The organism is Pseudaminobacter soli (ex Li et al. 2025), from assembly GCF_029892515.1.
In the GTDB taxonomy this organism is placed as follows: domain Bacteria; phylum Pseudomonadota; class Alphaproteobacteria; order Rhizobiales; family Rhizobiaceae; genus Pseudaminobacter; species Pseudaminobacter soli_A.
This window is the reverse complement of sequence record NZ_JARXVF010000003.1, coordinates 118,397-140,587: the sequence shown is the minus strand read 5'-3', so window position 1 is coordinate 140,587 and position 22,191 is coordinate 118,397. Positions and strand designations below refer to the sequence as shown.

At 62.3% G+C, this 22,191-nt stretch carries 21 protein-coding genes; 7 read left to right on the top strand and 14 right to left on the bottom strand.

The features are described from left to right. Positions 1-55: 55 nt before the first annotated feature. Complete coding sequence (gene ettA / locus M2281_RS15060) at positions 56-1,705, bottom strand: energy-dependent translational throttle protein EttA (RefSeq protein ID WP_280821987.1); 1,650 nt, start codon at positions 1,703-1,705, stop codon at positions 56-58. A 211-nt stretch (positions 1,706-1,916) separates the two neighbouring features. On the opposite strand from ettA, the gene M2281_RS15055 reads away from it, so the two are divergent. After that, on the top strand, positions 1,917-3,338 hold the full coding sequence (locus tag M2281_RS15055; RefSeq protein WP_280821986.1) for a DUF1254 domain-containing protein: 1,422 nt from the start codon (positions 1,917-1,919) through the stop codon (positions 3,336-3,338). 12 nt (positions 3,339-3,350) lie between these two features. On the opposite strand, the gene M2281_RS15050 is transcribed toward M2281_RS15055, so the two are convergent. Together M2281_RS15050 and M2281_RS15045 are read right to left on the bottom strand one after the other, a co-directional pair. Then, a complete protein-coding gene (locus tag M2281_RS15050; protein ID WP_280821985.1) occupies positions 3,351-4,112 on the bottom strand; it encodes an ABC transporter permease in 762 nt (253 codons plus the stop codon). Next, on the bottom strand, positions 4,109-5,035 hold the full coding sequence (locus M2281_RS15045; protein WP_280822492.1) for an ABC transporter ATP-binding protein: 927 nt from the start codon (positions 5,033-5,035) through the stop codon (positions 4,109-4,111). Before M2281_RS15045 ends, M2281_RS15050 begins: the two co-directional genes overlap by 4 nt. Positions 5,036-5,252: 217 nt before the next feature. Between M2281_RS15045 and M2281_RS15040 the strand changes: the two genes are divergently transcribed. The 3 genes from M2281_RS15040 to M2281_RS15030 all read left to right on the top strand — a co-directional run bounded on the left by M2281_RS15040 (position 5,253) and on the right by M2281_RS15030 (position 9,104). Beyond that, a complete protein-coding gene (locus M2281_RS15040) occupies positions 5,253-6,185 on the top strand; it encodes an alpha/beta hydrolase (protein WP_280821984.1) in 933 nt (310 codons plus the stop codon). A gap of 97 nt (positions 6,186-6,282) precedes the next feature. Beyond that, positions 6,283-7,458, top strand: coding sequence for a CaiB/BaiF CoA transferase family protein (locus tag M2281_RS15035; protein WP_280821983.1), 1,176 nt, complete (start codon positions 6,283-6,285; stop codon positions 7,456-7,458). Then, positions 7,455-9,104, top strand: coding sequence for a thiamine pyrophosphate-binding protein (locus tag M2281_RS15030; RefSeq protein WP_280821982.1), 1,650 nt, complete (start codon positions 7,455-7,457; stop codon positions 9,102-9,104). Before M2281_RS15035 ends, M2281_RS15030 begins: the two co-directional genes overlap by 4 nt. An 86-nt stretch (positions 9,105-9,190) precedes the next feature. Here the strand turns inward: M2281_RS15030 and M2281_RS15025 are convergent, their stop codons facing one another. The 7 genes from M2281_RS15025 to M2281_RS14995 form a co-directional block, all read right to left on the bottom strand. Continuing rightward, positions 9,191-9,631 (bottom strand): CHRD domain-containing protein, encoded by a 441-nt coding sequence (locus tag M2281_RS15025; RefSeq protein WP_280821981.1) that lies wholly within the window; start codon positions 9,629-9,631, stop codon positions 9,191-9,193. A gap of 163 nt (positions 9,632-9,794) precedes the next feature. Beyond that, positions 9,795-10,766, bottom strand: coding sequence for an ABC transporter substrate-binding protein (locus M2281_RS15020; RefSeq protein ID WP_280821980.1), 972 nt, complete (start codon positions 10,764-10,766; stop codon positions 9,795-9,797). 22 nt (positions 10,767-10,788) lie between these two features. Beyond that, positions 10,789-11,916: an ABC transporter permease gene (locus M2281_RS15015; protein ID WP_280821979.1), complete on the bottom strand. Its 1,128-nt coding sequence runs from the start codon at positions 11,914-11,916 to the stop codon at positions 10,789-10,791. Continuing rightward, positions 11,913-12,791, bottom strand: coding sequence for an ABC transporter permease (locus M2281_RS15010; RefSeq protein ID WP_280821978.1), 879 nt, complete (start codon positions 12,789-12,791; stop codon positions 11,913-11,915). The genes M2281_RS15015 and M2281_RS15010 overlap by 4 nt, the downstream gene beginning before the upstream one ends. Before the next feature lie 8 nt (positions 12,792-12,799). Further along, on the bottom strand, positions 12,800-13,594 hold the full coding sequence (locus M2281_RS15005; RefSeq protein WP_280821977.1) for an ABC transporter ATP-binding protein: 795 nt from the start codon (positions 13,592-13,594) through the stop codon (positions 12,800-12,802). Positions 13,595-13,965: 371 nt separating this feature from the next. Then, positions 13,966-15,216, bottom strand: coding sequence for a Zn-dependent hydrolase (locus tag M2281_RS15000; protein WP_280821976.1), 1,251 nt, complete (start codon positions 15,214-15,216; stop codon positions 13,966-13,968). A gap of 69 nt (positions 15,217-15,285) precedes the next feature. Next, entirely contained in the window at positions 15,286-16,614 is a 1,329-nt protein-coding gene (locus tag M2281_RS14995) for an aspartate aminotransferase family protein (RefSeq protein WP_280821975.1), read from the bottom strand. A gap of 234 nt (positions 16,615-16,848) precedes the next feature. Between M2281_RS14995 and M2281_RS14990 the strand changes: the two genes are divergently transcribed. After that, positions 16,849-17,490 carry a TetR family transcriptional regulator C-terminal domain-containing protein gene (locus M2281_RS14990; RefSeq protein ID WP_280821974.1) on the top strand — a complete coding sequence of 214 codons (642 nt, stop codon included), beginning with the start codon at positions 16,849-16,851 and terminating at the stop codon, positions 17,488-17,490. Between the two features lie 135 nt (positions 17,491-17,625). Then, entirely contained in the window at positions 17,626-17,934 is a 309-nt protein-coding gene (locus M2281_RS14985) for an EthD family reductase (protein WP_280821973.1), read from the top strand. Between the two features lie 18 nt (positions 17,935-17,952). Here M2281_RS14985 and M2281_RS14980 read toward each other — a convergent pair whose 3' ends face one another. Next, positions 17,953-18,375, bottom strand: coding sequence for an AprI/Inh family metalloprotease inhibitor (locus M2281_RS14980; RefSeq protein WP_280821972.1), 423 nt, complete (start codon positions 18,373-18,375; stop codon positions 17,953-17,955). Positions 18,376-18,629: 254 nt separating this feature from the next. Between M2281_RS14980 and M2281_RS14975 the strand changes: the two genes are divergently transcribed. Next, on the top strand, positions 18,630-19,577 hold the full coding sequence (locus M2281_RS14975) for an omptin family outer membrane protease (protein WP_280822491.1): 948 nt from the start codon (positions 18,630-18,632) through the stop codon (positions 19,575-19,577). Between the two features lie 161 nt (positions 19,578-19,738). Here M2281_RS14975 and M2281_RS14970 read toward each other — a convergent pair whose 3' ends face one another. From M2281_RS14970 to preA, 3 genes are all read right to left on the bottom strand, one after another. Beyond that, positions 19,739-20,197 carry a carboxymuconolactone decarboxylase family protein gene (locus tag M2281_RS14970; RefSeq protein WP_280821971.1) on the bottom strand — a complete coding sequence of 153 codons (459 nt, stop codon included), beginning with the start codon at positions 20,195-20,197 and terminating at the stop codon, positions 19,739-19,741. 13 nt (positions 20,198-20,210) lie between these two features. Then, positions 20,211-20,726, bottom strand: coding sequence for an RrF2 family transcriptional regulator (locus tag M2281_RS14965; RefSeq protein ID WP_280821970.1), 516 nt, complete (start codon positions 20,724-20,726; stop codon positions 20,211-20,213). Positions 20,727-20,877: 151 nt separating this feature from the next. Continuing rightward, entirely contained in the window at positions 20,878-22,191 is a 1,314-nt protein-coding gene (preA, locus tag M2281_RS14960) for an NAD-dependent dihydropyrimidine dehydrogenase subunit PreA (protein ID WP_280821969.1), read from the bottom strand.

Here is a 22,191-nt window from a genome sequence, read left to right as displayed (position 1 = left end):
GCAGGCACCTCAAACGAAAACGCCCCGCCGGTTGAGGGCGGGGCGTTGGCAATTCTTAGCGGGTCAGCCGCTTGTAGGTCATCCGGTGCGGGGTGAGCGCATCCGGTCCGAGGCGACGGACCTTGTCCTTCTCGTAATCCTCGAAGTTGCCCTCGAACCACTCGACATGGCTGTCGCCCTCGAAGGCCAGGATGTGCGTGGCCAGACGGTCGAGGAACATACGATCGTGGCTGATGATCACGGCGCAGCCGGCGTAGTTTTCCAGCGCGTCTTCAAGGGCTGCCAGCGTCTCGGTGTCGAGGTCGTTGGTCGGTTCGTCGAGCAGCAGCACGTTGCCGCCGGTGCGCAGCATCTTGGCCAGGTGCACGCGGTTGCGCTGACCGCCGGAGAGGTTGCCGACCTTCTGCTGCTGGTCGCCGCCGCGGAAGTTGAAGGACGAGCAGTAGGCACGCGTGTTGGCTTCGAACTTGCCGAGCTTGACCACTTCGGCGCCGCCCGAGATTTCTTCCCAGACGGTCTTGTTCGGGTCGAGCGCATCGCGGCTCTGGTCGACATAGCCGAGCCTGACCGTCTCGCCAACACGGATGGAGCCGGAATTGGGCGTCTCCTGACCGGTAATCATCTTGAACAGCGTGGTCTTGCCGGCGCCGTTCGGACCGATGACACCGACGATGCCGCCGGGCGGCAGCTTGAACGACAGATCTTCGATCAGCAGTTCCTCGCCAAAGCCCTTGTTGATGCCCTCGACCTCGATGACGACGTTGCCGAGGCGCTCGCTATGCGGAATGACGATCTGCGTGTCCGTCGGACGGCGGCTGTCTGCGGCCTCCAGAAGTTCCTCGAAGGCCTTGATACGGGCCTTGGACTTGGTCTGGCGGGCCTTCGGGCTGGAAGCGATCCACTCGCGCTCGCGGCTGATCGCGCGCTGGCGGGCGTCGTCCTCGCGGCCTTCCTGCTTGAGGCGCTTTGCCTTGGCTTCCAGATAGGCGGTGTAGTTGCCCTCGTAGGGAATGCCGCGGCCGCGATCGAGCTCGAGAATCCAGCCGGTGACGTTGTCGAGGAAGTAGCGGTCGTGGGTGATGAGCAGCACCGAACCCTTGTAGGCGCGCAGGTGCTTTTCCAGCCAAGCCGTGGTCTCGGCGTCAAGGTGGTTGGTCGGTTCGTCAAGCAGCAGCAGGTCCGGCTCGCTGAGCAGCAGCTTGCAGAGCGCCACGCGACGACGCTCACCGCCCGACAGGTTGGTCACGTCGGCGTCCTTGGGCGGGCAGGCAAGTGCCTCCATCGCCATCTCGACCTGCTGTTCGAGATCCCACAGGTTCAGGCGGTCCATCTCGTCCTGGAGATGCGCCGATTCCTCCGCCGTCTCGTCGGAGTAGTTCATCATCAGCTCGTTGTAGCGCTCGATGATGGCCGTCTTCTTCTTAACGCCGTCCATGACGTTTTCGAACACGGTCTTTGCCGGGTCGAGCTGCGGCTCCTGCGCGAGGTAGCCGACGGTAGCACCCTCGGCGAGCCAGGCTTCGCCGGTGTATTCCTTGTCGAGCCCTGCCATGATCTTCAGGATCGTCGACTTACCGGCGCCGTTGGGGCCCAGAATGCCGATCTTGGCGTCGGGGTAGAAGGAAAGATGGACGTTTTCGAGAACTTTCTTGGTGCCGTAAGCCTTTGAGAGCCCGGACATGTGATAGATGAACTGGCGTGCCACGCGCGCTTATCCCATGAATCTGTTTCGGAAGTTGCGCGCTATGTAGGCGATACGGCCCGAAACGGCAAATGCTTTCGGTCTCCGGGCCGATCCTCCCCCTCTCCTGACCTCCACCCTGTGCCCGAAAAGGCAACCTTTTTGCGTCTGCCGCGCTATCTTGTTGCGTGCTGCCCGAATGCAGCGGCTGCCGCACCGGCATGGGAGGCAATCCATGGCGCTGACCCGGAGACAAACGATCGCGGGCCTTGCGGGAATGGTTGTTGCATCCGGCATGCTGCGCGGCGCCAAATCCGAAAAATTCATCCGGCCGTTTTCGCGCAGGGAAGCGCGGCGGCTGGCGCGGGAAGCCTGGGTGCTGGGTATGCCGCCGGTCTACATAGAACGGCAGTGGCTGCTCTCCAGCAACGTGTCCCGGCCCAACGACCGGCAGGCGCCGCCGAACCAGTTCGCCCATTTCCGAGATTTTCCGACCGTCGATACCCAGATCGCAGCCAACATGAACGTCGATACGCTCTATTCCCTCGCCTGTATCGATCTAAGGGCCGAGCCCATCGTTCTGTCGGTACCCGAAATGGGCAATCGCTACTGGATCATGCAGCTTGTGGATGCATGGAACAACGTTCCCGCAGCGCCGGGTTCGCGCACCGTCGGCGGTCAGGGCGGCAATTTCGTGCTTGTCGGCCCACGATGGCACGGGTCTATCCCCGCCGGGCTTACGCATCTGCACCTGCCGACGACCATGCTGCTGCTGAAAGGGCGCACCTACGTCGCCAACGAGGCCGATCTTCCCGCGGTGCATGCCCTGCAAGACAAGTATCAGCTGGTGCCGCTCTCTTCCTGGGGAAAGCCCTATGCGCCGCCTGCCGACGTGCCGATCGACGAGGCCGTCGACATGAAGAAGACCGTTCAGGAGCAGACGCTACGCATGACGCCCGACACATTCTTCAACAACCTCAATCGGTTGCTGGTCTACAATCCGCCCGAACCGCCGGATCCGAGCACCATGGACCGCCTGACGCGAGTGGGCGTCATCCCAGGGAGGAAGTTCGAGTTCGCATCGTTCGATCAGAGCCTGCAGCAGGACATCTACTCCGGCATGCTCGATGGACAGCGGGAAATGCAATCGGTGGATCGGGGCAAGCCCGTGAATACCTGGCGGTTTGCGCTCGACATGGGACGGTTCGGCAAGAACTACGCCCTCCGCGCATACTCGACGTTCTTCAATCTCGGCTGCAACCTCGCCGAAGATGCGATCTATCCGACAACCGCCGTCGATTCCAACAACCTGCCGCTCGACGCCGCATACCGCTATGTCTTGCATTTCAGGCAGGACGAGATACCGCCGGTCAAGGCGTTCTGGTCGCTGACCATGTACGACAGCGGCGGCTTCCTCTCGCGCAATCCGATCGACCGCTATGCCCTCGGCGACCGCAGCCAGATGACCTACGGCAAGGACGGCTCGCTGACGATCTTCATCGAACGAGAATCGCCCGGCCCGGACAAGGAAGCCAACTGGCTACCGACGCCTGACGCGGGTGGCATGATGCTGATCCTGCGACTTTATCAGCCGCGCCAGGAAGCGATCGACGGCACATGGAAGCCGCCGGCGATCCAGAGGGTCGAGTATAACTAGCGGCCGAACCCGCTAGGCCTTGATCCGCCAGCCGGTCCTGAAGATCCACCACACCGTGGCCAGGCACGCAGTGAGGAAAAACAGCGTCATGCCAAGGCTTATGCCGACATTCACATCCGATATGCCGAAGAAGCTCCAGCGGAAGCCGCTGACCAGATAGACCACCGGATTGAACAGCGACACCGAGTGCCAGAACGGCGGCAGCATATCGATGGAATAGAAGCTACCGCCCAAGAAGGTCAGTGGAGTCACGATCAGCAGCGGGACGAGTTGCAGCTGCTCGAAATTGCCGGCCCATATGCCGATGATGAAGCCGAAAAGGCTGAACGTCACCGCCGTCAGAAACAGGAACAGAACCATCCAGAACGGATGCTCGATGTGCAGCGGCACAAACAGCGAGGCGGTCGCGAGGATGATCAGGCCAAGGAGGATGGATTTGGACGCCGCCGCCCCGACATAAGCGATGACGATCTCCAGATAGGACACTGGCGCCGAAAGCAGTTCGTAGATCGTGCCGACGAATTTCGGAAAATAGATCCCGAAAGAGGCGTTGGAGATGCTCTGGGTGAGCAGTTGCAGCATGATCAACCCCGGCACGATGAAGGCGCCGTAGCTGACCCCGTTGATCTCGCTGATGCGAGAGCCGATGGCCGCGCCGAAGACCACGAAATAGAGCGAGGTGGAGATGACCGGCGACACTATGCTCTGCAGCAGGGTGCGGAAGGTGCGCGACATCTCGAACATATAGATCGCGCGGATCGCGTAAAAATTCATCGCCGTTCCCTCACCAGATTGACGAAGATGTCTTCCAGCGAACTCTGCTTGGTCTGCAGGTCCTTGAACCGGATGCCGGCGTCGTTGAGGTCCTTGAGAAGCGAGGTGATGCCGGTGCGTTCGCCCTGCGCATCATAGGTGTAGACGAGCTCGTGCCCGTCTTCGACCAGCTCCAGCCCATGCCCATTGAGCGCGGCGGGCACATGGTCGAGCGGGTTCTGCAGCTGCAGCGTCAGCTGCTTACGGCCGAGCTTGCGCATGAGTTCGGCCTTCTCCTCGACCAGGATGATCTCGCCCTGGTTGATCACGCCCACGCGGTCGGCCATCTGCTCGGCCTCCTCGATGTAGTGGGTGGTGAGGATGATGGTGACGCCCGTGTCGCGCAGCGAGCGCACCAGCTCCCACATGTCGCGGCGCAGCTCGACGTCGACACCTGCGGTCGGCTCGTCGAGGAAGAGGATCTGCGGCTCATGCGCCAGCGCCTTGGCAATCATCACGCGGCGCTTCATGCCGCCCGAAAGCGTGATGATCTTGTTGTCCTTCTTGTCCCAGAGCGAGAGGTCTTTCAGCACCTTCTCGACATAGGCCGGGTTCGCCGGCTTACCGAACAGGCCGCGGCTAAAGCTGACAGTCGCCCACACCGTCTCGAAGGCGTCCGTCGCCAGTTCCTGCGGCACAAGTCCGATGCGCGAACGCGCTGCGCGATAGTCCCTGAGGATATCGTAGCCGTCCGCCAGGACCATGCCTTCGGACGGATTGACGATGCCGCAAATGATGCTGATCAGCGTCGTCTTGCCCGCCCCGTTAGGGCCGAGCAGCGCAAAAATCTCGCCCTTGCGGATTTCGAGATTGATGTTCTTCAGCGCCGTGAAACCGGACGCGTAGGTCTTGGAAAGATTGGAAACGGAAATGACCGGCTTCATGACAAGGCGAGCAAGATAGGTTGGCGGGAGCGCTTTCACGGCTGACCGTGAAAGAGCGGCAAGGCAGACCCGATTGCGAAGTGAACGCAATATATGGGCTGCCGCGCCGCACACAAGGGCGGCCCGGGCCACTCCTGACATCGGGACAACTCCGCCCCTGCCCTTGACGCGGAAACCGGCCACCGCAACACTGCGCCCTCGGGTAAGGGGTAAAGCAATGCCGTTCGACAGGCAGATGCATCTTCAGTCGCCGAGCGGCGCCAGGATCAATCTCTACACGCGGCGCGCCGAAGGCCAGCCGCTGGGCGTCGTTCAGGTCAATCACGGGCTTGCGGAGCACGCCGCCCGCTATGCGCGCTTTGCCGACACCATGGCCGCCGACGGTTTTCACGTCTATGTCCATGACCATCGCGGCCATGGCGATACCGCCGCGCCACATACGGTGCGCGGCATGTTCGCCACCGAGGACGGCGTCGAAAGCGTCATGGCTGATGTCGGCGCAGTCCACACGCTCATCGGCGCGGAACATCCCAACCTGCCGGTCATCGTCTTCGGCCATTCGATGGGCGGGATCGTTGCGCTGAACTATGTGCTGCGTCACCCGCAAGGCGTGGGCGCAGCTGCAATCTGGAACGCCAACTTCTCGGCCGGACTGCTCGGCCGCCTGGGGCAGACGCTGCTGGCCTATGAGCGCTTTCGGATGGGCTCGGACGTGCCCTCGCGCATCCTGCCAAGGCTGACATTCCAGGACTGGGCGAAGAAGGTGCCGGACCGCCGCACCGATTTCGACTGGCTGTCGCGCGATGAGGCCGAAGTTGCCAAATATGTCGCCGACCCACTTTGCGGCTGGGATGCGACGGTATCGATGTGGCAAGACGTTTTCGAGATGATCTTCTTTGCCGCCGACGACCGCAATTTTTCGAAGCTTTCGCGTGAGCTTCCCTTCCATCTGGTGGGCGGCGAGAAGGACCCGGCGACCAGCGGCGGCAAGGCTGTCGACGATCTCGCCGCGCGGCTCGGGCGAATGGGCTTTTCGAATCTGTTTGCAAAGGTTTACGCTGAGACCCGCCACGAAAGCCTGAACGAGGTGAACCGTCACATTATCGCGGCGCAATTTGCCGAATGGGCCAAATCGGTGGTGACAAAGTGACCTGACAACCTCTGGTATAGCGTATCCGTCGTGACACGACCGCCACATTGTTGCTAGAGCGTTCGCGTCCCTCAGTCAGTTCACTTCAGGACGTTTCATGGCTACTCCCCCGCTTCACGGCATCCGCGTCATCGAGCTCGCCCGTATCCTCGCCGGTCCTTGGGCCGGGCAATTGCTGGCAGATCTGGGTGCCGACGTCATCAAGGTCGAGAGCCCGAACGGCGGCGACGACACCCGCAAGTGGGGTCCGCCCTTCGTCGAGGGCCATGACGGCGAGAACCTGTCGGCCGCCTATTACCATTCCTGCAATCGTGGCAAGCGCTCCATCGCCATCGATTTTTCCACGCCTGAGGGTGCGGAGACGATCCGCAAGCTTGTCGCCAACTCCGATGTGCTGATCGAGAACTTCAAGCTCGGCGGCCTAAAGAAATACGGCCTCGACTATGAAAGCCTGCGCCAGATCAACCCGAAGCTCGTCTATTGCTCGATCACCGGCTTCGGCCAGTCCGGCCCTTATGCACCGCGTGCGGGCTACGACTTCATCGTCCAGGGCATGTCGGGCCTGATGTCGATCACCGGCCCGGCCGGCGGCGAGCCGCAGAAGGTGGGCGTCGCCGTCACCGACATCTTCACCGGCCTCTATTCGGTCATCGCCATCCAGGCCGCCCTTCGCCACGCCGAAGCCACCGGCCAGGGCCAGCACATCGACATGGCGCTGTTTGACGCGCAGGTCTCGGTGCTCGCCAACCAGAACCTCAACTATCTGGTCTCCGGCGTGCCGCCGGTACAGATGGGCAATGCCCACCCCAACATCGCGCCCTACGAAGTGCTGCCGGTGAAGGACGGACATTTTATCCTGGCTGTCGGCAATGACGGGCAGTTCAGAAAATTCTGCGCCGTGATCGGCATCGAAGAACTGGCCGACGATGCGCTCTACGCCACCAACGCGGCCCGCGTGGCCAACCGCGTCCCGCTTCGCGAGAAGATCGTGGCCGCACTTGCCGCCTTCGAACGCGCGCCGCTGCTGGATGCGCTGGAGGCTGCCCATGTGCCGGCAAGCCCGATCAACAATATCGGCCAGGCTTTTGCCGACCCACAAGTGATTGCGCGCGGCATGCGCCTCGACCTCGACGACGGCCACGGCAACAAGCTGCCATCGGTGCGCGCGCCGATGCTGTTGTCGGAAACGCCGCTCACCTACGACCGACCCTCGCCGCGCCTTGGCGAACACACAGAAGAAATACTCGCGGAACTGGAGAAAATGGGATCATGAAAACCGGCGGCCAACTGATCGTCGAAGCACTCGAGGCCAATGGCGTCGAGCGCATGTATTGCGTGCCGGGCGAGTCCTACCTTGCCGTGCTGGACGCGCTTCATGACTCGCCCATCCAGAGCATCGTCTGCCGCCAGGAAGGCGGCGCGGCCATGATGGCCGACTGCGCCGGCCGCCTCACCGGCAAGCCCGGCATCTGCTTCGTCACCCGCGGCCCCGGCGCGACCAACGCCTCGGCCGGCATCCACATTGCCCGGCAGGACTCCATCCCGCTCATCATGTTCATTGGCCAGGTCGCCAGCCATGCCAAAGAGCGCGAAGCGTTCCAGGAGGTCGACTACCGCGCCTTCTTCGGCCCCATCGCCAAATGGGCGACCGAGATCGACGACGCCGCCCGCATTCCCGAGATCGTCACTCGCGCCTTCTCGGTGGCCACGTCCGGCCGCCCCGGCCCGGTGGTCATCTCGCTGCCGGAAGACATGCTGACGAGCGTAGTGGAAGCGCCAGCCGCCCTGCCCTTCACCCCGGTCGAGACACAGCCCGGCGAGGCAGAACTGGCCGAACTGGAAAAGCTGCTGGCCGGCGCCAAGCGCCCCTTCGTCATTCTCGGCGGTTCGCGCTGGAACGAGAAGGCCGTGGCTGATATCCGCGCTGTGGCCGAGGCCTGGTCGCTGCCGGTCGGCTGCTCATTCCGCCGCCAGATGCTGTTCGACCACCTGCATCCGAATTACGCGGGCGACGTGGGCATCGGCATCAATCCCAAGCTCGCTGCACGCATCAAGGACGCCGACCTCATCCTGCTCGTCGGCGGTCGCTTCGGCGAAATGCCGTCGTCCGACTACACGCTGATGAAGAGCCCCTATCCGGACCAGAAGCTGGTGCATGTCCACCCGGATTCGAGCGAACTCGGCCGCGTCTATCGCCCAACGGTCGCCATCAACGCTTCGCCGGCCGCCTTCGCCGCGGCTTTCGCGGCCCGCAAGCCCGCCAGCAAGCCGGCATGGGCCGATGCGACGGCGCAAGCGCACGCCGACTACCTCGCCTGGTCGACCACCCCGAAGACCGGCCCCGGCGCGGTGCAGATGGGTCCGATCATGGACTATCTGGAAAGCGTGTTGCCCGAGGACGCCATCCTCACCAATGGCGCGGGTAACTACGCCACCTGGGTGCATCGCTTCCACCGCTTCCGCCGCTTTGCCACGCAGGGCGCTCCGACTTCGGGCTCGATGGGCTATGGCACGCCGGCCGCGGTCGCCGCCAAGGCCACCTTCCCTGAGCGCACCGTGGTCGCTTTCGCCGGCGACGGCTGCTTCATGATGAATGGCCAGGAATTCGCCACCGCCGTGCAGTACGACCTGCCTATCATCGTGGTCGTGGTGAACAACGGCATCTACGGCACGATCCGCATGCACCAGGAGCGCGAATATCCGGGTCGCGTCGAGGCGACCGACCTGCGCAATCCCGACTTCGCAGCCCTCGCCCGCGCCTATGGCGGACATGGCGAAACAGTGGAAACCACCGATGCCTTCGCCCCCGCCTTCGAGCGCGCCAAGGCAAGCGGCAAGCCGGCGATCATCGAGATCAAGCTCGATCCCGAGGCGATCACGCCGGCCCGCACGCTAACTGACATCCGCGAAAAGCGCTGATAAGTCTACCAAGGAGGGCGCCCACGGCGCCCTCTCTGCTTTGATGCGCTACCGAAAGCCACTTAGGCCCTGCGCCGGAATGCGAGCTATTTGCTTGCCTTCTTCACCTGGCCGCGAATCTCGCCGTCGGGATGCTTCTCGGTGTGGACGTTGACATAGTACTTGCCGGCCGTCAGGTCGTTGGCCTGTTCATCGGTCAATGTCGCCGACCCCTTGCTTCCACTCTTCGTATCGGGGATCGGCACCGCTATATCCGCATTCTTGCCCGGCTCGGCCGGCCCATGGAAATGCGCAGCCATGGGCTCGCCGGTCAGGCCGGAATATTTCAACGTCCATTCCATCGTCTTCGTGTCGGGATCGTAGGTGACGGTCACGATCCCTGTTCCCTTGCTGTCGGTGGGCGGGACTTCATGGGTGCCGTCCATCTTGGCGGCGAAATTGATCGACTCCGCCAGGCCGGGCGAAATCATGAGCACGGCGGGGATGGCGAGACCGGCAATCAGCACCGAAAGTCTGAAAGGTTTCATGTCACTGCCTCCGGTTGGCATGGAAGCACGTCGCCCAGAAGACGAGCCTGCGCTTCCGGCGGAAAGACTAAGAACGGATGGCGCCCGCCAAAGTTGCCCCTGCAGCAATGAAAAGGGGCGGTTTCCCGCCCCTCTTGTCTCATCGGCCTTAGGCTGAAGCAGCTTACTTGATCGCCTTGTCGGTGATCTCGGTGGTGTAGGCGCCGTGCGGCTCCTTGGTGATGATCTTCTGGTCGAGCAGCGCTTTGGCAGTGCGCTCGTAGGCCGCCGGGATGAGCTTGCCGTCGGCGTTGTCGATGAGCTTGGCGACCTCGCTCATCATGCGCTTCTGGTGGTTGTCGTCCTGGCCGCCATTGTCCATGACAATCCCGGCCGCTTCGTCATTGTTGTCCACGGCATATTTCCAGCCCTTCATCGAAGCGCGGACGAAGCGGACCATCTTGTCCTGGAAAGCTGGGTCCTTCAGCTTGTCTTCCAGCGCATAGATGCCGTCCTCGAGCAGGTCGTTGCCCATGGCAGTGTAGTTGAAGACGGTCAGGTCTTCCGGCTTGTAGCCGGCGTCGATGAGCTGCCAGTACTCGTTATAGGTCATGACCGAGATGCAGTCGGCCTGCTTCTGGATCAGCGGCTGCACGTCAAAACTCTGCTTCAGCACGGTCACGCCGTCCTTGCCGCCTTCGGTCGAATAGCCGAGCTTGTTCATCCAGGCGTAGAATGGATACTCGTTGCCGAAGAACCAGACACCGAGCGTGTGGCCGGGGAAATCCTTTTCCGTCTTGATCGGGCCGTCCTTCGGGCAGACCAGTTCCATGCCGGCCTTCTTGTACGGCTGGGCGATGTTGACCAGCATCACGCCCTTGTCGCGCGCGGCCAGCGCACCACCCATCCAGTCGACGATGACGTCGGCACCGCCGCCGGCAATCACCTGCTCGGGAGCGATATCGGGGCCGCCCGGCTTGATCTCGACGTCAAGGCCTTCGGCTTCGTAGAAGCCCTTCTCCTTGGCGACGTAGTAACCGGCAAACTGCGACTGCGTCACCCATTTGAGCTGCAGCGTCACCTTATCCGCGGCCCAGGCATGGACCGCGGCCAGCGACATTGTGCCCGCAAGCATGGAAACAATCAGTTTCTTCATTTTTTCACCCTCTGAAGTGCGCCTACCCACCACGGACAGACGGATGCCAAAATGTAACGGCCCTTTCGACAAGGGCGATCGCGCCATAGAAGACCGAACCCGCAAGCGCCGCAACCGCGATCTCGGCCCACACCATGTCGATGTTCATGCGGCCGACCTCGGTTGAGATACGGAAGCCCATGCCCACGACTGGCGTGCCGAAGAACTCGGCCACGATGGCGCCGATCAGCGCCAGCGTCGAATTGATCTTCAAGGCGTTGAAGATGAAGGGCGCCGCTGCCGGCAGCCTGAGCTTGAGCAGCGTCGTCCAGTAGCCCGAAGCGTAGGTGCGCATCAGGTCGCGCTCCATGTGGCCGGAGGCGGCTAGTCCCGCCACCGTGTTCACCAGCATCGGGAAGAAGGTCATGATGACGACAACTGCAGCCTTGGAATGCCAGTCGAAGCCGAACCACATGACCAGGATGGGCGCGACACCGATGATCGGCAGCGCCGACACCATGTTGCCGATGGGCAGAAGTCCGCGCCGGAGGAAGGGAACGCGGTCGGCCAGGATAGCCGTTGCAAAGCCCGCGCCGCAGCCGATGATGTAGCCCACGATCACCGAATGGAAGATCGTCTGGTTCACGTCGGCCCACAGCACCGGAACCGAGTTGGCCAGCCGGACGCCGATGGAGCTGGGCGGCGGCAGAAGCACGAAGGGAATGCCCGCCCCGCGCGTAATCGCCTCCCAGAGGATCAGGATCCAGGCGCCGAAGATGGTGGGGATGAGCAGCCGCAGGAATGTGCTCACGGCCCGGTCCTTCGGGCGCATCGCCGAAAGCACGGTCACGCAGCGCCATGCCAGGAGCCAGCCGGCGGCGATCAGCAGGAAGAACGGTGCCCGCGCAGCGCCCTCGTTCCCGGCGATGCCGGCAAGAAGCAGCCACGCCGCCCCATGCGCGCCGACGAAGAGGGTCGTCGCGGCAAGGGCATCGGTGACCCGCATCATGGAAATCAGGGCAGCAAGGCCGACGAGCGCGAATATTGCGAGCGTCGTGCTCGAGCTGAACGGATTGCTCCCCTCGGCTCCCGCGACCGGCAACGTGAATGCCGCGATGACGCAAAGGACGAGCGCCAGCGCCGCCTGCCATGAGATCTTTAAAGCGCTCATGCCGGCCTCCCGCCCATCGAACGTTCGACGATGCGCCCTGCGACACCCACTAGCGTGACCAGCAGAACCGCCACCAGCGAGCCGGCCACGAGCGCCGACCAGATGTCGATGGTCTGGCTGTAGTAGGAGCCTGCTAGCAGCTTGGCGCCGATGCCGGCCACCGCACCCGTGGGCAGTTCGGCTACGATCGCGCCGACCAGGCTTGCCGCCACCGCCACCTTCATCGACGCAAAGAGATACGGCACAGAGGCCGGCACCCGCAGCTTCCAAAAAGTCTGCGAGGCGCTGGCGTTATAGGTGTGCATCAGGTCGAGGTAGAGAAGTTCGGGCGAACGCAGGCCTTTCACCATGCCGACAGCGACCGGAAAGAACGACAGATAGGTCGAGATCAGCGCCTTGGGCAGCAGGCCTGTGATGCCGATAGCCGCAAACACAACCACCACCATCGGCGCGATGGCGAGGATGGGGATGGTCTGCGAGGCGATGATCCAGGGCATCAGGCTGCGGTCGAGCGCAATGAAATGCACGATGCCCACTGCGATCAGCACGCCGAGCACGGTGCCGAAGGCAAAGCCCAGCAAGGTAGAAGAGAGCGTTACCCAGGCGTGGTAGACGAGGCTGCGGTTGCTGGTGATCTTCCGCGTAAAAGTGTTTTCGAAGAAATTCGAGGCCACCTGGTGCGGCGCGGGCAACGTAGGCTTCGCCTGCGCAAGCGTCCGGCCGACGAATTCTGAAAAGCTGGGATCATCGCCGGCGCGGCGGTCAATGTCTCGCTGGACCGGCGTGTTCAGGATTACGGCGAAGACGTACCAGAGCACCACCAGCCCCGCGAGGAGCGTGGTGACGGGGACAATTTTGTCGCGAAAGCGGTCCATTTCCGGCCTCAATCGTCGTAGGAATGGCCGGCCCGCAGGCCGTCGCGCACGCGCGCGGCGATTGCCAGGAATTCAGGCGACTCGCGGATGTCGAGCGGCCGCTCCCGCGGGAGCGTCGACTCGATCACGTCAGTCACGCGGCCGGGGCGTGGCGACATCACCACGATGCGCGTCGACAGATACACCGCCTCCGGGATGGAGTGGGTGACGAAGCAAATCGTCTTGTTGGTCTGAGCCCAGAGTTTCAGAAGCTGCTCGTTGAGGTGATCGCGCACGATCTCGTCGAGCGCGCCGAAGGGCTCGTCCATCAAAAGCAGGTCGGCGTCGAAGGCGAGCGCACGCGCGATTGAGGCGCGCTGCTGCATGCCGCCGGAAAGCTGCCAGGGATATTTCTTCTCGAAGCCGGAGAGATTGACGAGATCCATCGTGCGCTTGATGCGCGCCTTCTGCTCACCCCGCGAAATGCCCATGATCTCCAGCGGCAGCGCCACGTTGTTCTCGATGGTGCGCCACGGAAACAGCGCCGCCGCCTGGAACACATAGCCATAGGCGCGGGCCTCGCGCGCCTGCTGGGGCGTCATGCCGTTGATGGAGATGGTGCCCGAAGTCGGCTGCTCAAGGTCGGCGATCACGCGCAGGAAAGTGGTCTTGCCACATCCGGACGGACCGATGAAGGAGACGAACTCCCCCTTGCCGATCGAAAGGTCGACATCCGACAGCGCCCTGACAGGCCCGTCGCTGGTCTGGAAGGTAAGCCCGAGCTTACTGGCTTCGATGACGGTATTGCTGTGTGCTGGCTGCAAGCTGCTGGCTTTCCAATTTCCGTTGATCGATCAAAGCGTATTTCGGGGGGCTGCACAGGGGCACGAACGCAAAACCGGTCCGGAAAACAACGGGTTGATGCCGTCTCCTGACTCGATTTCGCAATCTGGTCGCAGAAGCGCGTTTCCCCGCCCCGCTGAGGCATCGGACCGAAAAGTGGAATGCGGTTTTCGGAACTTTCCGCTGCTTACCAAACAACCGGATCGCCAGGTGCGCGGCCTTGCGGCGCGCTAAGGCGACCGGTCGCTATGTGCCGTGTGTGAAGATGTTCCTCATTATTCTCCCATGTTCCCCTTCTTGCGGGCCGCGCGCTCTTTGTGGCGCGTCGGCCCGGGTAGTGTTCTGCGTGATGTTACTCCACGATCTCCGCAGTCTCCACTACAGCGTGGAAAAGTACATCGCAGCCGGCGGCCGCCCATTCCGGATAGATTTCCTCGGCCTCGTTGTGGCTGAGTCCGTCGACGCACGGGCACATGACCATGGCCGTGGGCGCAACGCGGTTGATCCAGCAGGCATCGTGGCCGGCGCCCGAAACGATGTTGCGGTGCATGTAGCCCAGCCGGTCGGCCGCGTCGCGGATCGCCTTGACGCAACCCTCGTCGAACGTGACCGGGTCGAAGTGCCCGACCTGCTCGATTTCGAAGGAAATATCGAGCGCCTCGCAGATGGTGGCGATGCCGTCACGGATGCGGGCGTCCATCTCGTCCAGCACTTCCTTGTCGGGCGAGCGGATGTCGATGGTGAAGACCGTGCGGCCGGCGATGATGTTGCGCGAGTTCGGATAGACCTCCATGTGGCCGATCGCGCCGACGGCGTCGGGCTGGTAGTCCATCGCCACTTCGTGCACCAGTTCGGTCACGCGCGCCATGCCGAGGCCGGCATTGCGGCGCTTGGGCATCGGCGTGGAGCCGGTATGCGCTTCCACGCCGGTCAACGTGACCTGCAGCCACTTTAGGCCCTGGCCGTGCGTGACGACGCCAATCTCGATTTCCTCGTCCTCGAGGATCGGCCCCTGCTCGATATGCAATTCGAAAAAGGCGCGCATCTTGCGCGCGCCGACCTTCTCGTCGCCCTTCCAGCCGATGCGGGCGAGTTCGTCGCCGAACAGCTTGCCTTCGGCGTCCTTGCGGGCATAGGCCCAATCCTGGTCATGCACGCCGGCGAACACGCCCGAGGCCAGCATGGCCGGGGCAAAGCGCGTGCCTTCCTCGTTCGTCCAGTTGGTGACGATGATGGGATGTTTTGTCTTGATGCCGAGATCGTTCAGCGTGCGGATGACTTCCAAGCCGCCCAGAACGCCGAGCACGCCGTCGAACTTGCCGCCGGTGGGCTGAGTGTCGAGGTGGCTGCCGACATAGACCGGCAGGGCATCGGGGTTGGTGCCTTCGCGGCGGGCGAACATGGTGCCCATCTCGTCCACGCCCATCTCAAGGCCCGCTTCCTCGCACCACTTCTTGAAGAGGTGCCGGCCTTCGCCGTCGGCGTCGGTCAGGGTCTGGCGGTTGTTGCCACCCGCAATGCCCGGCCCGATCTTCGCCATTTCCATCAGCGAATCCCACAAACGGTCTGAATTGATTCGCAGATTTTCGCCCGGCGCCGCCATTCTTTTCTTTCCCTGGTCTTGCTTATTAAAATGCCGGGAGGCACCTCGGCCTCCCGGCATCATTTGGTCTTAGTCGATCATATTCAGTACTTCGCGGACATGATCGATCAGTTCATCGATCTGGCCCTTGGTGACGATCAGCGGCGGCGACAGCGCGATGATGTCGCCGGTGGTACGGATCAGCGCACCGCGCTCGAATGCCTTCACGAAGGCCGAGAACGCGCGCTTGCTGGGCTGGCCGGGAATCGATTCCAGCTCGATCGCACCGACGAGGCCGATGTTGCGGATGTCGATGACATGCGGCTCGCCCTTGAGTGAGTGAAGCGCCTCTTCCCAGTGGGTAGCGAGTTCCGCACCGCGCGTCAGCAGACCCTCTTCCTTGTAGGTGTCGAGCGTGGCGAGAGCCGCGGCCGAGGCGATCGGGTTGCCCGAATAGGTGTAACCGTGGAAGAACTCGATCAGATGCTCGGGGCCGTTCATGAAGGCGTCGTGGATTTCCTTCTTCACGAACACCGCGCCCATCGGGATGACGCCGTTGGAGACGCCCTTGGCGGTGGTCATGATGTCGGGGATGACGCCGAAATAGTCAGCCGCGAACGGCGTGCCGAGACGGCCGAAACCGGTGATGACTTCGTCGAAGATCAGCAGGATGCCGTGCTTGTCGCAGATCTGGCGCAGTCGCTGGAGATAGCCCTTCGGCGGGATCAGCACGCCCGTGGAACCGGCGACCGGCTCGACGATGACGGCCGCTATGGTCGAGGCGTCATGCAGCGCGACGATGCGTTCCAGCTCGTCGGCGAGCTCCGCGCCATGCTCCGGCTCGCCCTTGGTGAAGGCGTTCTTTGCCGGCAGATGCGTATGCGGCATATGATCGACGCCAGTGAGCAGCGTGCCGAACATCTTGCGGTTGGTGACGATGCCGCCGACCGAGATGCCGCCGAAATTGACGCCGTGATAGCCGCGTTCGCGGCCGATGAGGCGGGTGCGCGAGCCCTCGCCCTTCACGCGATGGTAGGCGAGCGCCATCTTCAGCGCGGTGTCGACCGATTCCGAACCGGAATTGGTGAAGAACACATGGTCCATGCCCGCGGGCGCGATGTCGACCAGGCGGTTCGCCAGCTCGAACACGATCGGGTGACCCATCTGGAAGGCCGGCGCGTAGTCGAGCTCGGCTGCCTGATTCTGGATCGCCTCGGTGATCTTGGGGCGGCAGTGGCCGGCGTTGACGCACCAGAGGCCGGCGGTACCGTCAAGGATCTTGCGGCCGTCGCTTGCCGTATAGTGCATGTCCTTGGCACTGACGAGCATACGCGGCGCCTGCTTGAATTGGCGGTTCGACGTGAAAGGCATCCAGAATGCACTGAGGTCGTTCGGCGCGACGTTCTTTCTATTGGACATAACCAAGCTTTCCTTTTGGGTCCCCTGTTTCATTGCGGCCAACGCTTGGTCTTTGCGGTACTTTTGTGTTACGCAATTTTTGACCGATTGGACAAACGTTAGCACCGCCATACGGGCGGTCAAGGGAATACTAGCCCATATGCACGCGCGAAATCGCGTTCCACCGGCCAAGAGAAACTGGTCCAGCGGATTGGTCCACAGCCTGTTTTTATATTTCGGCCCGAGGAGGCTCGCATGAGCAGCCAAAGCACTGTCCCTCCGCGCCGAACCCGCATTCAGCAAGAAAAGCGGGAGCTCATTCTCGAGGCCGCGCTGGAGGTGTTTTCCACCCACGGTTTCCGCGGCTCGACCATCGATCAGATCGCCGACGCGGCGGGCATGTCCAAGCCCAACCTGCTTTACTATTTCCGGCGCAAGGAAGACATCTACGAGACGCTGATGGAGCGTCTGCTGAAGACCTGGCTCGCACCGTTGCGCGAGTTGGACGACAGCGGCGACCCGATCGCCGAGATTCGCGGCTACATCCGCCGCAAGCTGGAGATGGCGCGGGATTTCCCACGCGAAAGCCGGCTGTTCGCCAACGAGATCCTGCAGGGCGCGCCGCGCATCATGCCGCTGCTGGAGGGCGAGTTGAAGGAACTGGTCGACGAGAAGGCCGAGATCATCAAAAGCTGGATGCGCGCCGGCAAGATCATCCAGACCGACCCCTGGCACCTGATCTTCTCAATCTGGGCGACGACCCAGCACTATGCCGACTTCGACGTGCAGGTGCGCGCCGTTCTCGGCCCCGACCGCGGCGGCGAAGGCCGCTTCGAAGATGCGGCGCGCTTCCTCGAAAACCTCTTCGTCCACGGACTGGCGCCGCACAAGGACTGAGCGTGGCGGAACCGCCCACGCAGGACTATCGTCCGGCTATCCACGAAACCAAGCTTCGGCCATCCTAACCGGACCTCCCCGCAACTGCCGGCGTGTCCCCGCTTGCGTGCGGGCCGAGCGACGGAGGAGACGTCGATGGCAAAGCTGATCGTGATGTACCGGACGCCGAAGGACCCGGAGGCCTTCGACCGCTATTATTTTTCCACCCACGTCCCACTCGCCAGGAAAATTCCCGGCCTTGGGAAGTACGAGGTAAGCAAGGGCGTCGTGGCAAGCCCCGCAGGCCAGGCGCCTTATCACCTGGTCGCAGTGCTCCACTTCCCCTCCCTTGACGCGCTACAAACGGGACTGTCCTCGCCAGAGGGTCAGGCGGCAGCGGGCGACATTCCGAACTTTGCCGACGCCGGCGCCGAGTTGTTTTTCTTCGACAGCAAGGAGGCCTGATACATCCAGCCGATCCGCTCAGTCGCGGGGAACCGGCTGGATCGTGAAAATGCCGTCCGTTTCGGGATAGGCGACATAGATGTCGTCCGGCGTCTCGAAACGAACGCGCGTCTTGCGCTCGGCATCGACCAGATCGATGGCCCAGCCCTCCAGCAGCCGCCATGCGGTGATGTCGCCCAGAACCGGAAAGGTCGCGGCACAGGCGGGCGCAAGCTCGATCTCCATGCCGCCGATGGTCTGCTCGCGCTTCAGAACGGCGATGCAGTTCTTGTCGCCGCTCGAATTGCTGATGGTCCATGGGCCGAACATGTCGGCAACGAAATCCGGGTCGGCCGCCTCGACGTCTATCGGCTTCAACTCATCGAAGACCGCTTGCTGCGCGAAGGCATCTCCAAATTGCAGGCAGGCAGCGGCAGCAAGGCCAAGAACAGCAAGGCGCATTTTCTCCCCCTCCATTTTCCGCGCAGCAAAGCATTGCGCAGCACGGCGGGCAAGACGCATGAAAAAATGAAAGCCCGCACGGCTAACGCGCAGCCCCCCGGACCGCGCCCAGAAGGCTGCATTGGGCTTCGATACAAATGTTGCAGTGTTGCGCAATGGCGACAGACAAGCGACAGCTAATAACATAGTCCCGGCAAGGGGTTATTTGACCTTCGAGGGGGCTTTTAGTGCATACCGTCGGATCTTACGTTGCCGTGCTCGCATTGTTCTCGCTCGCCGGAGCGACGACGGCTCGAGCAGCGGATCAGTTACCCAATGAGACTCTGTTCCAGTCCGCAGACAAGAGCATCACGATCCTTGGCGGCGTCGGCTACACGTGGCTGAAAGGAAACGAGGTCGTCTATGACGACAATGCCAATCGCGTCAGCCAATTGATTTGGAAGACACAGGCCCCGGTTGCCACGCTCGGCGCCAAGGCAGATTTCGCGGATCATTGGACTGTTTCGGCAAATGCCGTGATCGGCTTTTCAGGCCAGAGCGAGATGAAGGATTACGACTGGCTGGAGCCTTTCTCACCAGGCAGGGGCGATGACGATTGGTCAGACCGCTCGATTCATCCGGACACCGATCTCAATCGCTACATCAATCTGGATGTCGCGCTGGGCCGCAACTTCGCTTTCAACGATACGACGACCGTCAATCTGCATGGCGGCTTCAAATACACGGACGTCAAATGGTCGGCGTATGGCGGCTCCTATGTCTATAGCTTCAACGGTTTCCGCGATGACATCGGCACGTTCCCGGACGGCGAACGGGGTATATCGTTCGAACAGCGATACCCGACTTTGTTTATCGGTGCCGAAGCAACCACGCAGATCGACGACTGGTCTCTGTCTGGACTGCTGCGCGGCGGTTTTGCGGTGAACGCCAGCGACACCGACCATCACTGGATGCGCGACCTGCGCTTCGAAGACGAATACGATACGAACCCGTTCGTGTCGGTGGGTGCCAGCGCCAGATATCAGTGGAACGAGCGCACCAGCTTCTTCTTGGCGGGCAATTTCGACAAGTACTTCCGCAAGACAGGCGATACGACGCTCTACGACATTCCGAGTGGCGCCCGGGGGGCGAAATACAAGGATAGTGCCGGCATGGACTTTGTTTCGACCACCATATCTGTGGGCGCCAAGGTCTCATTCTGACGTCAGACAAACAACACGGCCCGACGATGTCTGGCCGTTTTGACGGCTGGGGAGGATTGCCTCCAACCGTAGGGCGAGACGCATTTCCTGCGCGCTCTAATGCCTGCCGACGCAGTTTCCTCGTCGGCAGGCGTGATTTCGATCCGGAGTCGATGGAACAGCTATGCGGCCTCAGCCTTCTCGACCGGGTGAATTGCATGGAACGATGCGCAGAGCCGGTTCCAGATGTTGATCATGCCCACGGCCACCGTGAGTTTGACCAGATCCGTTTCGGAAAAGTGCTTGAGCGTTTTTGCGTAAAGCTCGTCGGAAACGCCGTCTTTGGAGATCAGCGTGGTTGCCTCTACCCAGGCAAAGGCGGCGCGCTCGCGCTCGGAAAACAGTGGCGACTCCTTCCAGGCGGCAACGAGATAGAGCCGCTGCTCGGTCTCGCCGTCGTGGCGCGCCTCGCGGCTGTGCATGTCGACGCAATATGAGCATCCATTGATCTGCGAGGCGCGCAGCTTGATGAGGTGCAAGAGGCTCTTTTCCAGGCCGCATTCGTCCACGGCCTTGTTCAGGCGTTGCACTTCCTTGATCAGCTCCGGCGCGGCATTGAAGAAATTCAATCTCGGCTGCATGTCATTCCTCTCTCTATCGCTTGGTTGAAATCGATTTTTGCGGACGCTGGTGGCGCGCCACGAAGACGCAGCTTGCCGCCACCGAGCGCGGGTCGCCCTCAGTCCTGAATTCGGCCACGATGTCAGACAGGCGCTCGGCGGCGAGCGCGGCACGGTAGGCCCTCTCCGCCCGCAGCATCGCGGCATTGATCCCGCAGGGTTTTGCATAGGCGGAAGCCGGCAATTTGGCCGGGCCGCGCTGGCGGATCTCACCGCAGCGGAATGCCGGCTGCGGCCCTTCGACGGCGAGCACGATGTCGAGCAGCGAGATATCCTCAGCCGCGCGCGCCAGCCTGTAGCCGCCGGTCGGGCCCGGCACTGACTCGAAAATGCCCGCGGCGACTAGCGCATTGAGATGTTTCAGGAGATAGCTGGACGACACCCCAAACTGCTCGGCCAGCGCGGCACCCGGCATGGTCGCGCCCTCGTTCATGCCAACCAGGACAAGAGCACAATGGATCGCGGCTTCGACGCCTTCACTCAGCTTCATGGTTCACCGTTTCGATTCGTGGATATTTTGTATCCTGGATAATTTTCATCGTCAATTTTCCAAATAGAAAACTGGCGGACCAAAGGCCCGCCAGCTTCAGAAGACAGCCAAGCAGAGCCCCTTTCGGGACCCCGCCTGGCCAGGAGGAACCTTATTCCGCGGCCTGTCGGGCCATTGGATTGTTCGGATGCGTGGTCCAGTTGGCGTAGTCGGGCGACACGGTCTTGCCCGTGCGCTTGTCGAGCGCACCCACAGCCAGCGGCTCCATGGTGATGCAGCCTTCAACCGGGCAGACATTGACGCAGAGGTTGCAGCCCACGCACTCTTCGTCGATCACCTCGAAGTGGCGCACGCCGTCGACCATGCTGGTGATCGCCTGGTGCGAGGTATCCTCGCAGGCGATGTGGCAGCGGCCGCACTTGATGCAGGCGTCCTGGTCGATATTCGCCTTGGCGATGTAGTTGAGGTTGAGATACTGCCAGTCGGTGACGTTAGGCGTGGCACGCCCGATGATGTCGTCGAGGGTCTTGTGGCCCTTTTCGTCCATCCAGTTCTCAAGGCCGGCGATCATCTCCTGCACGATCTTGAAGCCATAGGTCATGGCCGCCGTGCAAACCTGCACATTGCCGGCGCCGAGTGCCATGAACTCAGCCGCGTCGCGCCAGGTGGTGATGCCACCAATGCCGGAGATCGGCAAGCCGCGCGTTTCAGCATCGCGGGCGATCTCCGCCACCATGTTGAGCGCGATCGGCTTGACCGCCGGGCCGCAATAGCCGCCATGGCTGCCCTTGCCGTCGATGGAAGGCTCGGGCGAGAAGCTGTCGAGATCGACCGCGGTGATGGAGTTGATCGTGTTGATCAGCGACACCGCGTCCGTGCCGCCGGCATGTGCCGCACGCGCCGGCTTGCGGATGTCGGTGATGTTGGGCGTCAGCTTGGTGATGACCGGCATGCGCGTGTACTGCTTGCACCAGCGCACAACCATCTCGATATATTCCGGCACCTGGCCGACCGCCGAGCCCATGCCGCGCTCGCTCATGCCGTGCGGGCAGCCGAAGTTCAGCTCGATGCCGTCAGCACCGGTCTCTTCCACCAGCGGCAGGATCGCCTTCCAGCTCTCCTCCACGCAGGGCACCATGATCGAGGCGATGAGCGCCCGATCCGGCCAGTTCATCTTCACCTGCTTCATCTCGCGCAGATTGGTCTGCAGGTCGCGGTCGGTGATCAGCTCGATGTTGTTGAGACCGAGCAGGCGGCGATCAGCGCCCCAGATCGCGCCGTAGCGCGGGCCGTTGACGTTGACGACCGGCGGGCCCTCCTCGCCCAGCGTCTTCCAGACCACGCCGCCCCAGCCCGCCTTGAAGGCGCGCTCGACATTGTAGGCCTTGTCGGTGGGCGGCGCGGAAGCCAGCCAGAACGGATTGGGCGACTTGATGCCGATGAAGTTGTTGCGGATATCAGCCAT

Coding starts and splice junctions, on each gene's coding strand:
- M2281_RS14965 (WP_280821970.1), bottom strand. CDS start 20,726: ATGAAGCTGAGTGAAGGCGTCGAAGCCGCGATCCATTGTGCTCTTGTC.
- preA (WP_280821969.1), bottom strand. CDS start 22,191: ATGGCTGATATCCGCAACAACTTCATCGGCATCAAGTCGCCCAATCCG.
- M2281_RS14980 (WP_280821972.1), bottom strand. CDS start 18,375: ATGCGCCTTGCTGTTCTTGGCCTTGCTGCCGCTGCCTGCCTGCAATTT.
- M2281_RS15045 (WP_280822492.1), bottom strand. CDS start 5,035: ATGAAGCCGGTCATTTCCGTTTCCAATCTTTCCAAGACCTACGCGTCC.
- M2281_RS14985 (WP_280821973.1), top strand. CDS start 17,626: ATGGCAAAGCTGATCGTGATGTACCGGACGCCGAAGGACCCGGAGGCC.
- M2281_RS14970 (WP_280821971.1), bottom strand. CDS start 20,197: ATGCAGCCGAGATTGAATTTCTTCAATGCCGCGCCGGAGCTGATCAAG.
- M2281_RS14995 (WP_280821975.1), bottom strand. CDS start 16,614: ATGTCCAATAGAAAGAACGTCGCGCCGAACGACCTCAGTGCATTCTGG.
- M2281_RS15000 (WP_280821976.1), bottom strand. CDS start 15,216: ATGGCGGCGCCGGGCGAAAATCTGCGAATCAATTCAGACCGTTTGTGG.
- M2281_RS15010 (WP_280821978.1), bottom strand. CDS start 12,791: ATGGACCGCTTTCGCGACAAAATTGTCCCCGTCACCACGCTCCTCGCG.
- M2281_RS15030 (WP_280821982.1), top strand. CDS start 7,455: ATGAAAACCGGCGGCCAACTGATCGTCGAAGCACTCGAGGCCAATGGC.
- M2281_RS14990 (WP_280821974.1), top strand. CDS start 16,849: ATGAGCAGCCAAAGCACTGTCCCTCCGCGCCGAACCCGCATTCAGCAA.
- M2281_RS15015 (WP_280821979.1), bottom strand. CDS start 11,916: ATGAGCGCTTTAAAGATCTCATGGCAGGCGGCGCTGGCGCTCGTCCTT.
- M2281_RS15025 (WP_280821981.1), bottom strand. CDS start 9,631: ATGAAACCTTTCAGACTTTCGGTGCTGATTGCCGGTCTCGCCATCCCC.
- M2281_RS15020 (WP_280821980.1), bottom strand. CDS start 10,766: ATGAAGAAACTGATTGTTTCCATGCTTGCGGGCACAATGTCGCTGGCC.
- M2281_RS15050 (WP_280821985.1), bottom strand. CDS start 4,112: ATGAATTTTTACGCGATCCGCGCGATCTATATGTTCGAGATGTCGCGC.
- M2281_RS15055 (WP_280821986.1), top strand. CDS start 1,917: ATGGCGCTGACCCGGAGACAAACGATCGCGGGCCTTGCGGGAATGGTT.
- M2281_RS15035 (WP_280821983.1), top strand. CDS start 6,283: ATGGCTACTCCCCCGCTTCACGGCATCCGCGTCATCGAGCTCGCCCGT.
- M2281_RS15040 (WP_280821984.1), top strand. CDS start 5,253: ATGCCGTTCGACAGGCAGATGCATCTTCAGTCGCCGAGCGGCGCCAGG.